11 protein-coding genes and 1 other RNA gene are annotated in these 15529 nt (G+C 27.5%); 4 read left to right on the forward strand and 8 right to left on the reverse strand.

Annotation, left to right across the window (positions count from 1 at the left end; translation table 11 throughout):
* Positions 1-39 precede the first annotated feature (39 nt).
* Positions 40-1884, reverse strand: a complete 1845-nt coding sequence (locus QZ306_RS03970) for a methyl-accepting chemotaxis protein (protein WP_295161371.1) — start codon at positions 1882-1884, stop codon at positions 40-42.
* 318 nt (positions 1885-2202) lie between these two features.
* Between QZ306_RS03970 and QZ306_RS03975 the strand changes: the two genes are divergently transcribed.
* From QZ306_RS03975 to QZ306_RS03985, 3 genes are all read left to right on the forward strand, one after another.
* Positions 2203-3018, forward strand: coding sequence for a DUF4349 domain-containing protein (locus QZ306_RS03975; RefSeq protein WP_295161374.1), 816 nt, complete (start codon positions 2203-2205; stop codon positions 3016-3018).
* Between the two features lie 128 nt (positions 3019-3146).
* On the forward strand, positions 3147-3593 hold the full coding sequence (locus QZ306_RS03980) for a periplasmic heavy metal sensor (protein ID WP_295161377.1): 447 nt from the start codon (positions 3147-3149) through the stop codon (positions 3591-3593).
* Between the two features lie 119 nt (positions 3594-3712).
* The gene (locus QZ306_RS03985; RefSeq protein ID WP_295161380.1) at positions 3713-4180 is read left to right on the forward strand and encodes a hypothetical protein; all 468 of its coding nucleotides are present in this window, start codon (positions 3713-3715) and stop codon (positions 4178-4180) included.
* A 30-nt stretch (positions 4181-4210) separates the two neighbouring features.
* On the opposite strand, the gene QZ306_RS03990 is transcribed toward QZ306_RS03985, so the two are convergent.
* The 6 genes from QZ306_RS03990 to QZ306_RS04015 all read right to left on the reverse strand — a co-directional run bounded on the left by QZ306_RS03990 (position 4211) and on the right by QZ306_RS04015 (position 10798).
* Positions 4211-4780 carry a hypothetical protein gene (locus QZ306_RS03990; RefSeq protein WP_295161383.1) on the reverse strand — a complete coding sequence of 190 codons (570 nt, stop codon included), beginning with the start codon at positions 4778-4780 and terminating at the stop codon, positions 4211-4213.
* A 91-nt stretch (positions 4781-4871) separates the two neighbouring features.
* A complete protein-coding gene (locus QZ306_RS03995) occupies positions 4872-5051 on the reverse strand; it encodes a hypothetical protein (RefSeq protein WP_295161386.1) in 180 nt (59 codons plus the stop codon).
* 56 nt (positions 5052-5107) lie between these two features.
* On the reverse strand, positions 5108-6178 hold the full coding sequence (locus QZ306_RS04000) for a DUF3810 domain-containing protein (protein WP_295161388.1): 1071 nt from the start codon (positions 6176-6178) through the stop codon (positions 5108-5110).
* A gap of 21 nt (positions 6179-6199) precedes the next feature.
* Positions 6200-7000 carry a hypothetical protein gene (locus QZ306_RS04005; protein ID WP_295161391.1) on the reverse strand — a complete coding sequence of 267 codons (801 nt, stop codon included), beginning with the start codon at positions 6998-7000 and terminating at the stop codon, positions 6200-6202.
* Positions 7001-7042: 42 nt separating this feature from the next.
* Positions 7043-9439 carry a GAF domain-containing sensor histidine kinase gene (locus QZ306_RS04010; protein ID WP_295161394.1) on the reverse strand — a complete coding sequence of 799 codons (2397 nt, stop codon included), beginning with the start codon at positions 9437-9439 and terminating at the stop codon, positions 7043-7045.
* Between the two features lie 12 nt (positions 9440-9451).
* Positions 9452-10798: an alpha-amylase family glycosyl hydrolase gene (locus QZ306_RS04015; RefSeq protein ID WP_295161397.1), complete on the reverse strand. Its 1347-nt coding sequence runs from the start codon at positions 10796-10798 to the stop codon at positions 9452-9454.
* Positions 10799-11000: 202 nt separating this feature from the next.
* Between QZ306_RS04015 and mfd the strand changes: the two genes are divergently transcribed.
* On the forward strand, positions 11001-14672 hold the full coding sequence (gene mfd / locus QZ306_RS04020) for a transcription-repair coupling factor (RefSeq protein ID WP_295161400.1): 3672 nt from the start codon (positions 11001-11003) through the stop codon (positions 14670-14672).
* A gap of 13 nt (positions 14673-14685) precedes the next feature.
* Here the strand turns inward: mfd and ssrA are convergent.
* Positions 14686-15038, reverse strand: a transfer-messenger RNA (tmRNA) gene (ssrA, locus tag QZ306_RS04025).
* Positions 15039-15529: the final 491 nt, after the last annotated feature.

Here is a 15529-nt window from a genome sequence, read left to right on the forward strand (position 1 = left end):
AATTGGATTAAAATAATAATCAAATATGTATTAAAAATATTATCTGCTTCCGTCAGGAAGTTTAAATAAATGTATGGCATCCATTAACTCTTTAGATTGAGAAAAAAGCATTTGGGCAGATGCAGTTGCCTCTTCTACCAATGCTGCATTTTTCTGAGTGGTGGAATCCATATCCGCAATAGCTATTTTTATCTGATCAATACCGTTTTGCTGTTCAACGGCGCTGTTGCTTATACCTTCCATAATTTTTGAAGCCTCATCTATTTTATTCTGTATTTCTATAAATATTTCCTGAGATTCTCTTGCAGTTCCAGTAGCTTTATATATTTTTTCATAAACATTTTCAATTAAATCCGTAATGCTTTTAACTGATGTTTGTGTAGTTTGAGCCAAATTTCTTACCTCAGAGGCAACAACAGCAAAACCTTTTCCCTGTTCTCCAGCTCTTGCCGCCTCAACGGAAGCATTAAGAGCCAATATATTAGTTTGAAAGGCTATATCTTCAATAATTTTAGTAATATCTTTAATTTTTGAGCTTGCATCATGTACTTCTTCTATATTTGAAGTAGTTTCAGCTATTATATTTCCCGCATTTTCAACTGAAGATTTTGAGGCTAATATCATTTTACTTCCGTTTACAGAATGTTCTGCAGAATTTATTATCGTAGATGAAATTTCCGTCATAGAAGCGGAAGTTTCTTCTATACTGGCAGCCTGACTTTCAGTTCTATGAGCCAGATCCGTATTCTGTTCAGATAATTCCTTTGCCGCCATGGTTATATTATTAGCGCTGTCTTCTACAATTTTTAAAGTATATACAAGTTTTTTTCTCATAGCCACAAAAGCATCCGATAATTCTCCGAGTTCATCTTTTCTTTTAATTTTTTGTTTTGTGGTTCTCAAATCACCTTCAGATATTTCCTTAGCAACCCCGATTAATAAATTAAGAGGTTTTGTAATAGACCTTGTGTACAGAGATATAAATACCGATATTGTAGCTACAGAGATAATAGATATAATGAGCATAGCTGCTGAAAGCTGTCTCTTTTCTTCATAAATTTCATCTTCGGTTATTGATATTCCTAATATCCAAGGCAGAGTTTTTAATTTTGTATAAGATGATACTCTTTTCTCTCCATTAAATACATAACTTGATACGCCTTTCCCTAAATTATACATTTGCCTGAATTCTTCTCCCAATTTACCATTAATATTTTCAATTCTGCTATGTATTTTTATTATTAAGTTTTCATCTATAGTGTACATACTTCCAGTTTTTCCAATAACAAGAGGTTCTATGTTATTTTTTATTAAGAAAGCCCAGTCAAGTGTAAAATATAAATATCCTATAGTTTGATTATTGACGCTTAGAACTTTTTCTATTAAAGTTAAAGACCAGCCGCCTGTAGTTATGGAGTGAGTTATATTTTCAGAGAATACTCCTTTTGAAGCGCTGTCTATTTTTTTTAAATCAGGGTGTATATTAAATATATTTTTACCTAATAAATCGGAATTATCTGAATCTGTCAATATATTTCCATTCAAATCGCATAAACCTATATTTATTATATATTTATTTATTGATTTAAATTTTTTAAGATTATTCAATGCGGCATTCTGCAAATCTTCGGTTCTTAATTCCAGATATTTGCTGAACTCTTCTGATATGCTGAATATGTCTGCTATTATTAATTGATCATCAAACCAATTATCAATAAGCGATGCATAACCCATAACGGTGTTGTTATATCCTTCATAAGTTATACCTTCTATGCTTTTAGATACTTTAATTTCTATTACAGTTATCAAAATAATTATAAACAAAATGACCATAGATATAATAATAAGAGGCATCTTAACTTTTAAGCTTTTAATTTTTTTCATAACAATTATCCTTAAATATTAGAAAATACTATGCTTTAATAATAACTAATTTTTTAAAAAAGTGTATATTATTTTTTTTTAAAATTATGAAAAATAAGTTAAAAAAATTAATTAATTTTATTATATTAATTATAATTACAGCATTAATTTTATATTACAAAACTCCTATTAAATGGTTTTATATAACTAATATTACTATATATTATTCAGATACAGCTTTCATAGGAAGGTTTTACTATACTGATAAAAATATAATGCTTACATATAAATATATAAAAATATATATGGCGTATTTAATAAGTATTAAAGGTGCAGGTTATGAAAAAAATTACTATTATTATATTTAATATTATTATCTTATTATTATCTTGCGGAGGAAATGAAGGCTCTTCTGATTTTTATTTACAGACGCAATCTGAAGAATCTTATAAAGATTTATCAGAGGTAGGTTATAATGAAGATTCGAAGTTTGATAGAAAATTAATAATAAGTGCAAATATAAGGATAAATTCAAGAGATGTTGAAAAAAGCTACAGATCTTTGGAAGAAAAACTTAAAGAATACAAAGGATATTTTGATAATGTGGAAGCCTCAAAAAACAGATATTATATTACCGTTAGAATACCAAAAGAAAATATATATAATTTTATCAATTTTTTAGAGGAAAATGAAAATATTGAAAATAAAAATATTAAAACAGAAGATGTTACTGACACTTATTATGATACAGACAACAGAGTAAAAAACAGAGAAATTCTTTTAGAAAAGCTGAGGGATTATCTGAAAGAAGCCAGTAATATTGATGAAGTATTAAAAGTAGAAGACAGAATTAATACTTTGACTTATGAAATAGAAAAAATGAAGGGAAATTTAAAAAATATGCAGTCTTCAATAGATTATTCAAGAGTAAATTTAAATATATCAAATAATGAAGCTGTTAGAAGAAATACAAATATATATGATAAATATCTTGATTTAATATCATTTTTTAAAGAGTTTTTCTTAAATATGATATTTTTTGTAATCGGGTTTACAGTTTTCGCCATTCCCATAATATTAATACTGGCATTATTTTATTATATATGTTTCGGAAAAATAGGACTTATAAAGAAATTATACAGAAAAATCAAGTAATCATATATACATATCCATAGTATAATAAAAAAACATGTTTTTTATTAATTTTATGGGAACTTTTTAAATCAAATTATCGTCTAATAAATTGTAATAAAATAAAAAAATAATAAATAAGGAGAATATATATGAGAAAGAATATTATAATTTTTGTTTCTGCGGCAATTATGATTTTTGCTTCCGCTTCATTATTCGGACAATATGAAAGATGCGGTTACGGAAGGTGGCATGGTGATGGCAGAGGACATTACAGAGAACATGGTTATGAAAGAGGATACGGAAGAAGACATGGATATGAAAGAGGACATGGCAGGGTATATTATAATAATTCTCTTACCAGTGCGCAGATTGATGAAATTAGGACTATAAAGGATAAATATTACCATCAAATGGATACTTTGAGAATGGAGATATATAATCAAAGGCAGAATATAAATACAGAAATGAGAAAAGAGAATCCTGATGAAAACTTTATTAATAGTGCGATAGATGCAAAAAGTAAAGCTTCGGCAGATTTACAGAAATTAAGAATCCAATGCTTTTTAGAAATAGATAAAGTATATCAAAATAAATAATTTTCTCTAATCTTTATAAATCCCGTATAATAAATATTATGCGGGATATTTTTTATTATTTTTGTATTTTTCTGTTTTATAATATATAATTAAGATAATAAAAAATAGTAGGTATATTTATGAAAATATTATTATTGTTTTTCAGCATCGCAGGTTTTGCTTTTTCTCAGTATTATTATAGTCCTTCCGTTAGGATAGGAAATGTTAATCCTTTTGTTCCTCCGTTATCTAGAACAACAATACCAGTTTATCCTTATAAAAATGATTTGTATACTCCGAGATATGCAAATCCTGGATATACTAAAAGCTATTATAGAAACGGACAATTTCATTATTTCGGAAGAGGATATATGAGCTATATGGAAAGAGAAAAATTAAAAGCTATAGAGGGAAGATACTCTCCAAGATACAGAATGCTTGAAAACCAAATTATAATAAATAATTCTGCTGTAAAATCTCAAATGAATAGCAAATATCCTGATAACAACATAATAAACAATGCAGTTAATGATAATTTTAGAATAGAAATGGAAATGCAGATGATTAGAACTTTAAGAGAGCTTGATATAAATAGAAATTTCAGATAATTAATTATTATATTTTATCAGCATAAATTATTAATAGTAATCTCTGTAATATTTTCTATAGTCGTCTTCTTTATCTGCATTATCATTTATGTATTTATAATTGCTTTCAAAATATTCAAGCATACATTTAATAAATTTACTGCCTATATTCAAATCCCCAAGATATACATAAAGAGGATTTTCCGATATTACTTTTCCTTTGAATTTTCTGAAATAATAGCTTTGAGGATCTTTGAGATATATAAAAAGATAGCCTCCTATAATATCCAAATCTTCTATTTCTTTCCAAAGTACATATATATAGCTCTTTACAAGCAAATTATTATAATATATTCCCTTATAGTCTAATATAAAGCTTGCTCTTTTAAAAAATATGCTTCTCACTAAAATTATAAATAGTATAATTATTCCGAATATAAAAAAAGATATTACAAATAAAATAGCGGCTGTCATATCTTTATCTGCTTTTGTGAAAAGGACACTTATTAAAAGTATTGTAATTATAATTCCTATCATCATTAAGGCAAAAAATCTTACATTATCAATATAAACTTTAATACTGAAATTATCATCTGAAAATAATTCTTTTACATCTTTCATAATAATATATCCTTATTATTTTTTTTGTAAAATAACATGATTCATTATATATATTAAATAAAAGAATAATTCAATAGCTGATTATATGATTTTATTTTATGGATTTTACAAGCTCATCAATATTTTTTGTTCTTGAGCTTTTGCAATAAGGACATTTTTGAGGATTAATTTTTATTATTAATAAATTTATTGTATGTTTTTTTCTTTTTACTGTAAATCTTCTTTTGCATCTTTTGCACTGATAAAAATAAGGCGGCTCATCTAAACGCATACAATATCCTTAAGTAATTATATTCATATTTTATTATCGTAAAATACTGAAAATTATTAAGAATTAATATTATGATATAATACCAAAAGCTTAACTACCCTTGAATAGCTTTTTATGCCGTCTTCCTGACTATTTGCTTTTAAATAAGCATCATTAATTTTATGGCTTACTTCAGACAGATTTCCTGTATATTGCTGCCAGAATTTATAGTATTCTTTTATATCTTCTTTAGTACTGCTATTTAAATTAGACATTAAATGTATATAATTTTCATCTCTTTTTATCTCATTTAAGACATAAAGCAAAGCTTCAAAATTTGCAGAATATCTTATAAAAGCGTCAGTGTGTTTTGAGCATGCTATATACGATATAAAATTAGCTTCATCTTCATAAGCTATACCTATTTGATGCGCCATTTCATGGGCTATTGTAAAAGGCATAGATATGCTTGGTATAAGCGTATTAACATTTGCTTCTGAAGTAAAAGGCGAGTATATTCCTGTTATCTGCAGATTAAGAAATATTTTTGATATTATTATAGGTTTTGTTCTTGAATAATTCATATATAGAAATTCAAACTCTTCAAAAACTTTGTTGTATTCGGCTTCCACCATTCTATTTAAAGCCTGATAATTTGTATTAATATTTTTATATTTCATTTCATCTTTTAAATCATTGATATTTTTTATTAATGTTTCGGCAAGCGAATATATATCATCATAACTTATATTTCTTTTAGGATAATTTTCTATAAGAGGAATTCTATGATAATTTAAGCCCCATACTGAAATAAATATTATATATACTGCAATCATTATACAGGCAAATATATAAGCAAAATTTAATGCTGTTTTTATTTTATCTATTAATGATTTTGCATTTGAATTAAAAAAAGATTTTCTAAATGCTGTTATGATAAAAATAATAACTGCGGCTGAAAATAAAAAAAGAATAATTTCACCTATAGAAAAACTGAACTTTGATGATAACAGACTTATAGTTCCCGCTATTTTTTTATATATTAATCTTGAATAAAAGTTTTCTATAAAACTTTCGGAAAAAGTTATTATTTTTAATAAAACAGCAATAAAAATCAGAGATAATATTAATGTAATTTTAACTTTCATATTTTTAATCAAAAATTATAATTATTTCATTTTTTTAATATCTGCATCCATTTTTTTCTTCCAAAGGTCATACATTTTCTTTTTATCTTCAGATTCTTCATTTTCATTCAGATAAACATGTATTCTTCTAAGAGATGCTATTATATTTAAGGCTATCTTCATGTCGTCTAATCTTTTATTTTGTTCGTATTGAGTTCTATACTGCTCAGCTGAGGCATATAATAATTTTTTTACAAGCTCCATCATTTTTACTCTGAATTTATATCCCGTTATTTCAGGACTTAATTCTTTTATGTAGCTTTTGAAATCTATCATATTTTTGCATACAGCTGAAAATTTTGCTTCTATTTCTACAAAGTTTTGAAGCCATTTAGAATTTTCGCCGTAGCAGTATTTTAAATAATCTATAACATATCCGAATGAACATATAAATTTATATCTCCACTCATCGGATAATTTATCTTTAAAATATTCATGTATATCTTCATTAAGAGAAAAAGAATCATCCGTATGATTTCCAAATACTTCTTCTAAAAGCATAATAGCTTTATTTATATATCTTCTTCCGTCATTAAGCTTATTATCAGAGCGTACATTTATATATTCTATAGCTATATAACAGATGGTAGTAATAAAAGAAGATGCCTGAATATAGAGCACAACTGCTTCTATTTTTTTGCCTGCTATTTCAAAATTATCTTCTAATGAGGCTAAATCTTTCTCTGTCTTTACTAATTTTGCCTCCACTTCTTCAAGTAAACTTTTATATTTATTTTGCATTCTGGTGCATTCTGCTTTTGCAGCTTCGCTTATTGTAGCCATAATATATCTCTCTCCATAGTAATTATTTTCGGAAAATAATTTTTAATTATTTAAATTAACAGGTATAGAAACAAAAAAAGTTGTTATTTTAAAAGTTTCATCTGTGCTTTTTACCATTATGCTTCCGCCATGAGCTTCCACTATCCTTTTTGAAATAGCAAGCCCTATTCCTATGCCATGACTTTTTGTAGTAAAAAACGGCGTGAATATTTTTTCGGATAATTCAGGTTCTATATACGAATTTGTATTTTCTACTATTATGTCTATTATAGATTCTCTATAGGCATTATCGTTAAAAATCACGCTTATAATTGAATCCTCATCTGCAGGATTTATAGCATCTATGGCGTTAATAATAAGATTAAATATTACCTCATTCATTCTGTCATAATCCCATCTTACGACATCTTCTTTAGTAATTTTTAATGCATAGAATTTTATATTTTTACCGCTTTTTTCAATATATTCTTTTGAAATAATAGTTAAATATTTTATCATATCTTCTATTTTTATATTATCAGTTTCCAAGTTAATACTTTTAGCAAATGATAAATTTCTTCTTATATAATTTTCCAGATTTTCCACCTCGCTTGCTATTATGGAGGCGTAGTTTTTTATATTTTCATCTTTGCTTACTTTTACAAGTCTGTTTGCAAATCCTGCAATAGGAACTATAAAGTTTCTAAGGTTATGAGCCATAGAAGAACTCATCTCTCCTATTATAGCCAAACTCTTTAAATCCAATAAAGTTTTTTCAGCGGATTTTAAGGCATTATTATTTTTTTCTATTTCATTATAAAGAGAAGAATATTCCAAAGCCACGGCAGCCTGCCTTGCAAACATTTTCAGATAATCCAAATCATCTTCAGGTATGTATTTGCCGTTATATGGATTATCAACTACTATCATACCTATGCAGTTTTTTGTATTCATTATAGGTATTATGGCAAAATGATAGTCTCCGAATATATCCGTATATTTTTTTATTTGATATACCTCTTCTTTATTTAGATCCGTTATATTAATGCTTTTTTTATTACTAAATACATCAAGAAATAATTTGCAGTTTTCATTATTTGGTATAACTGTATTTAAAAATTTCTGATTTAAATCCCAAGAATCTTCCATGTTTCTTTTATCTAAAGAAAGCATTAATTTTTCCCTAAGGGCATATTTATCTAAGTTCTGCATATTGCTCCATATAATTCCAGCATCTTGAGCGTTTTTAGGAGAAACACACATTCTTCCTCTGAATACATTAAATTCATTATCGTAAAGAAAAGCAAAAGCTCTGTTAAAGGCAAATACATCGCCTATTGTTGTGATAGTAAGCAGAAGAAATAATATATCCTCAGTCTTTGAACGCTCCAGCAGTATATTGCTTATGTCATATAGAGTATTTAAGCGTGACATATGATTCATATTTTTCTTATTTGCTTTGCTGAGCTCCGTAATATTGTAGTATTCAGATATTCTGCTTGCTATATTTGAAAGAAGATGATTAAATAAATTAATGTCATTGGCATCAAAATAACCAAGAGGGTTTACCGCATCGGGTATTTTATCTATAACAACTATATATCCTATGCAGCCTTTTTGCGAATGTATTCTATTAAATATTACGGATCTGTTTATAACTCCTTGAAATTTTTCATAGTATTTATTTTTATCTGCATTATTTATATAAAATATATTGTTATTTAAATATTCTTTTATATACTTATTATCTTCAAACAAAGAATAATCAAAATTATCAGGAAATCCGCAGCTGGATCTAGTATACAAATTATTATTGTTATCCCTAAGTCTTATAAATACCTTATTTGCTGTGAAAATATTTGCTATGTCATTTGCAAGCTGATTTAAATTATTTTCAAAATCATCAACATTGCTTAATTTCAGGTATAATTCCCTAAGCAGTTTTAATTGCTTATCTCTTTCTTTATAAGTTACATTTTGAAGCATATTATTGGCATATATTGCAAAGTGTCCTATAATATTTTTTATTTCATCTGATATAGATTTATATGAATCCGTTTTGTTTTCTTTATTTCTGAATATTACTACGCCTATAGGATTAGTATAGAAAAATATAGGAAGGACAAACATTGATGAATAGCCTGAAAATACTTCCATATCCGTATGATTTATATTTTCTCCTATAACCATTTTTTGTTTGTACAGCACCTCTTTGTAATAGGCTGTATTTATAGGAAAATTTACTTTGCATACATAATATCTGTCTATTCCGTATACACCTCTGAGTATAAGATAGTTTTCTTTAGGAAAATATACTTCTCCACAGTCAAAACCGTAATATATGCATGTTTTTTCTAAAAATAAATCAACAACTCTGTCTATTTCATTAGTATTTTCTGCAAAAAGCAGCCCCGTCAATAAATCTGAAAAAAAGCTGTCTATTGATTTTCTATCTTCCATAAAATAAACTTCCTAGTTATTATATAAAGTAAATATTTTTAATTGATACGGTAATACTTCTATAGTTTCTGCAATACTGTCTATTTTATTATCAAAAGATATATCCTCTTTTATGCTGTACTGAGCAGTATTTAATTTTTCTGCTTCAGATGTTATATTGACTATAATTAAAAGTCTGCTGTTTTCATCTAAACTATATTTATAGAATTTTCTAAAAGGATCTTTATTTTTTTTATGTTCATAGAGTTTATAATGTGCATCGCTTTCTTTTTTAAGACTGTTTTTTTCTTCTATATCAATAGATACTATTCTGCCGCATTGCGATAATATATGATTGTTTTTTATATATTCAGCCATATCTTTTATATATTTGCTTAAATCATAGCTTATATTTTCATAATCTTTTTCGCTTCCGCCTACAACATTGCATCTTTTAATAAATCCGTATTCATCTCCTATTGTAATCATCCACATATCGCATACTATTGCCGTGAATAAAAAAGTTTGCTTTACTCTCCAAATATTGCCGCCGTATTCTGAAATAAGCCTTTTTGTATCATGATTGCTTGGAAAAGCTATCTGCATGCATTTTTTTCTTGCCAAGTCATACTGTTCTATAAACCATTCTCCCTCATAATCCCACCATTTAGCGCTGCTTGCCACATAATCAAATCCAGAATCTATTAATTTTTCTGTATCTTCCATAGAGCATCCTAAACTTTCAGCAAAGAATATTACTTCATTATTGATTTGTTTTGCATTATCTATTAAATATTTCCATAATTCTTCAGGTACTTTATAAGCCGCATCGCATCTGAAACCTGTAAATCCCAAATCAAGATTATGTTTTATTAAATCATTCCAATAATACCATATAGGGTTTAATATTTCATTTGAATTTTTATTATTTTCTTTATCATCTTGATTAGGATCTCTTTTATTATTGAATACTGCTAAGTCTCCCCATTCAATACACTTTCCATTATCCCAAGCTTTAGGAGACTGTAAAGCACCGTCTTTTGTTTTATACCATTCAAAATGCTCATCTATCAAATTACAGTCTTTAGATGAATGATTAATTACCAAATCCATCATTACTTTGATTTCTTTGTTATTACAGTATGCTATAAACTCTTTTAATTCTTTTTCTGCAGTATCTTTAGAATTGCTGGTAAAAAATGATGGGTTGTATTGATAGTAATATTTAGTGGCATATAAACTGCCGCTGAATCCGGGATATGTTATAGGATTAATATATACCCATTCAAAGCCTATGCTTTTTATTCTGTCAATATGTCTGTACCAATTTTTTATATGTCCTAAAAGCGGCGGAAACAGATTATATCCTAATATTCTCATAGTGCTATTATATATAAATAAATAAAAAAAACAACTTTTTTATTTATTTGTTTGTAAAAATATGATAATAATTTAAAAAAATTAAGAGGCTTTTATTTAAGTTTAATCGGCGCAGAATTATAAACTATTGCTATTTAATAAAATATTATTTATATTTATGAAAAAATATTTTACAGTTCTTAATAAATAGGGTAGAAGCATCATGTGTAGTAATGAAGTCATATCAGGCATGTTAATAGAAAGATTCACTAAAAGCGAAGAGTATTTAAACTTTGATATAAAAAATACAAAAAATATAACTGGACTTAAAGGCGGAAGCGATGCTTTATTTTTTGCATCATTGTTTAAGGAAAATAGTATTTTGATTATTAAAGAAGATGAAAATGAAGCTATGCTGCTTGGTCAGTCTTTGAATTTTTATAATATACCTAATTATTATTTTCCAGATTATGATGCAGTACCTTTTACTAAAATGTCGCCTGTAACCGATATTGCTCAGGATAGAATAAATATTTTATATAAATTATTAAACAAAGAAAAATGCATAATAATAACAACTATAAATGCTGTAACTAGGAAAATAGCAAATAGAGAAGATTTGAAAAAACTTTATATAGGACTTCATGTCGGCGGTAAATTAAATCTAGATAATTTAAGATTAAAATTATATGATTTCGGCTATGTTATAGAAAGAGATGTGATTGAAAAGGGTACGGCATCTGTAAGAGGAAGTATTGTAGATATATTTTCTTTGGAATATGATAATCCTATAAGAATAGAAATGTTTGATGATGAGATTGAAAGCATAAGATTATTTAATATAGAAGACGGAAGATCATTTAAAAGTATTGATGATATAGTAATTTATCCAGTACGCGAGTTTGTTTACAGCGATGAAAAAGCAGAAGAGCTTATAAATAATGATAATATAAAAGATGAGATTAAAGATTATATAAGCAAAAAAAAATATTTTGCAGGAAGCGAAAATCTTCTTCCTATGTTTTACAGTAATTTAGAAACTGTATTTGATTATTTTGATTACGGATATGTATTTACAGATAATGCTATGCATCTTAAAACAAAATTAATAACCATACTTGATTCCGTAAAAGAAAATTTCTGCAGCATAGATAATATATTTTCTGTAATAGGGGATATTGAAAAATTATATATTAATAAATATTATTTTGATGAAATAGTAAAAAAGTCTGTTAATATATCTCCGTTTATAACTGATACCAATGTTTATAACTTTAATTTTATGCAGGGAGTTTCTTTTAAGTCAAGATTAACCGACTTTATCAATTATGTAAAAGAATACAGAAAAAAAGATTATATGATAATTCTATCTACAGGACATTATGAACAGGTAAGCAGATTTTATAAAATAATGCAGGACTTATATCCTGAAATTATAGTTTCTAAAGAGGCACCGAATATCATTGAAGAAAATATTAAAGAAGACAGCGGCGGAGTTCTTAAAAATGATGATAATATAGAAGTAATTATAGAAAGCAATAAAGATGAAGCTGAAGAAAAAGAAAACTATTTGAAAAATGAAAATAATTTTTATATCATAACCGCTCAAACCTCTTCAGGATTTATAAAAGACAGCATAAAAACAATATTTATAGCTGATTGGGAAGTGTTCGGAAGAAAAAGAAAAAAGGTGAGAAAAATACCTAAGGTAAATAAAAATCTCATAGAGACATTTGTAGATTTGAATATAGGTGATTATGCAGTACATATAAATTACGGTATAGGCAAATATCTCGGATTAACAAGAAAATTATCTAACGGCAAGGAAAAGGACTATATTACTTTAGAATATGCTAAAGGAGATAAATTATATATACCCGTTGAGCAGATGAACTTTGTACAGAAATATATATCGGGTCATGGAGAAGCTCCTAAATTAACATTATTAGGTGCAAGCGCTTGGGATAAGATAAAGAGCAAAGCCAGAGAAGATGCTTTGGCTACAGCAAAGGAATTGATAAAACTGTATGCTATAAGATCTAATATTCGCGGAAATATTTACGGAGCCGATACGCAGTGGCAAGATGATTTTGAGGCTTCATTTAAGTATGAAGAGACCGCAGATCAATTAAGAGCCGTTAATGATATAAAAGAGGATATGGAAAGCGGAAAGATGATGGACAGGCTTGTATGCGGAGATGTAGGATTTGGAAAAACTGAAGTGGCATTCAGAGCCGTATTTAAAGCTATAATGGCAGGAAAGCAATGCGCTATACTCTGTCCTACTACTATATTATCTCAGCAGCATTATAATAATGCAAAAAATAGATTTGAAGATTTTCCTATAAGAATAGAGGTATTAAACAGATTTGTAGCAAGCGTACAGGTTAAAAAAAATAAGGAATTATTAAAAAACGGTTCATGCGATTTAATAGTAGGAACTCATATGCTTTTATCTAAAGATGTAGAGTTTAAAAATCTAGGACTTATAGTTATAGATGAAGAACAGCGCTTTGGAGTTAAGCATAAAGAGGCTTTAAAAAAATTAAGATTAGAAACCGATGTTCTTACGCTTTCGGCTACTCCGATACCTAGAACATTAAATATGGCTTTAACTGGAATAAGGGATATAAGCGTAATAGAAACTCCTCCTTTAAATAGGATACCTGTAAAAACTTTTGTTTCTGAGTTCAGCGAAGAGGCGGTTATAAATGCAATAGAAAGGGAACTAAAAAGAAAAGGTCAGGTATTTTATCTTTATAACAGAATAGATACTATAGAATCATTTGCTTTGATGATAAAAAAATTATGTCCGAAAGCCCGTATATGTGTGGCGCATGGAAGAATGACTGGGCGTCAATTAGAAAAAATAATGGAAGATTTTATTGACTATAAATATGATATTTTAGTTTCCACTACAATAATAGAAAACGGAATAGATATACCGAATGCCAATACCATATTAATAGATAATGCCTGCAAATTGGGATTATCGGAACTTTATCAGTTAAGAGGGCGCGTCGGAAGAAGCGATAAAGAGGCTTATGCTTATATGTTTTATCCCAGCGATTTAGCATTAACGGAATCGGCATATAAGAGACTTGAAGCTATATCCGAACATACTGATTTAGGAGCTGGATTTAAAATTGCTATGCGTGATTTGGAAATAAGAGGTGCTGGAAATATATTGGGAAAAGAGCAGTCTGGTATGATATATCAAGTGGGATATGAATTATATACTCAGATGCTTGAAGAGGCTACTAATGAATATAAAGGAGAAATAAAAGAAGTTACATTTGATACGGTAATAGACTTAAAGCATAATTTGTTTATACCAGATTCCTATATAGCCGACTCTAAAGAAAAAATATCAGCTTACAAGCTTATAATGCGTTCTCAAAGCAGCGGCGATATAGATTATGCTAAAGAGTTTATGAAAGATAAATACGGCAGACCTCCAAAAGAGCTTGAAGATATTTTTGATATAGCAAAACTTAAAATTATATTAAAAAGGGTAAGAGTATTATCTGTTATAGAGGGTCAGTATAATATATATGTGAAGCTTGATAAATATTCTAAGATAGATACTGAGAAGCTTATTAATTTAATAAATAAAAAAGATTCAGGAGTTTATTTTGATAAGGATAATCTTAATCAGTTAATAATACCCGTTTTACATGAAAAAGAAAATGATCTCTATTGGAAATCTGAAAAGATAAAAAATACAATATTAGAAATAGAAAGCTTTAAAGTTAATAATGATATTGAAAAAAATGATAAGAAAAAAGAAAATAAAATTACTTTAGCCGAAGCAAATTTAAAAGCTAATAAAAACAAAATCTCTATAAGAAAAAGCAAAACTCCTAAGTTAATAAAAATTAAAAAAGATAATTAATATATTTCTGAAATTATGGAGATGGCGGGATTCGAACCCGCGTCCTACGAAGCGTACCATATCCGTCTACATAGCATATCTTATCTTTAAAAGTTTCGCTCTGCAGTTATAAGATAAGCAGAAAAGCTGTAAAACTAGTAAGAGTATACTAAATATCAGGCTCTTACAGCACCCTAATATAAGTTCTATGTTATTTAGCACCAAAAAAACAGCCCATAGACAAACTGTTTAATCAGCGGCAGCTTTAATTAAGCTGCAAGCGCATATTCATCTGCACTTATTTTTCAGTATGATATTAACGTGCATACACCTAGCACGGCTATGCAGAATATGTTCCAACCATCGCAGTCGAAACCAAGCATCCCCTTTCAAAGAACATCAAATAATTGCGCTAAATAATAACATTAATAAAAAAATTGTCAACTTTGCTTTATTGGTAATTACATACAAAATTTACCTAAAATATTTTTATTTTCAAAATAAAGCAAATTATTAAAAGTGATATATTAATTTCATTACCTTTATTTAAAAATTTGGTTTATGCCATAAAAGTAATTTTTACTTATAAAAATAATCAGCTTACATACTAAGATGAAGAAATTTGTTTGAATTACTTAAATATAGAGAATATTTAAAAAATTGAAAGTTCTTTCCTTATTGTATCAGTAATAAAAAAACTTATAAATGCTTTGATTTGTATATATAGATATATTTTTAATAAATACTCTTGACACAAACTTAATATATGTTAAATTAATTCTATGGAAATGACTAATCTTTGTAAAATCAGGTTGAACTCAACACTCAACACTCAACACTCAACACTCAACACTCAACACTCAACACTCAACACTCAA

Origin of the sequence: uncultured Brachyspira sp., assembly GCF_910588665.1 — a bacterium.
In the GTDB taxonomy this organism is placed as follows: Bacteria; Spirochaetota; Brachyspiria; order Brachyspirales; family Brachyspiraceae; genus Brachyspira.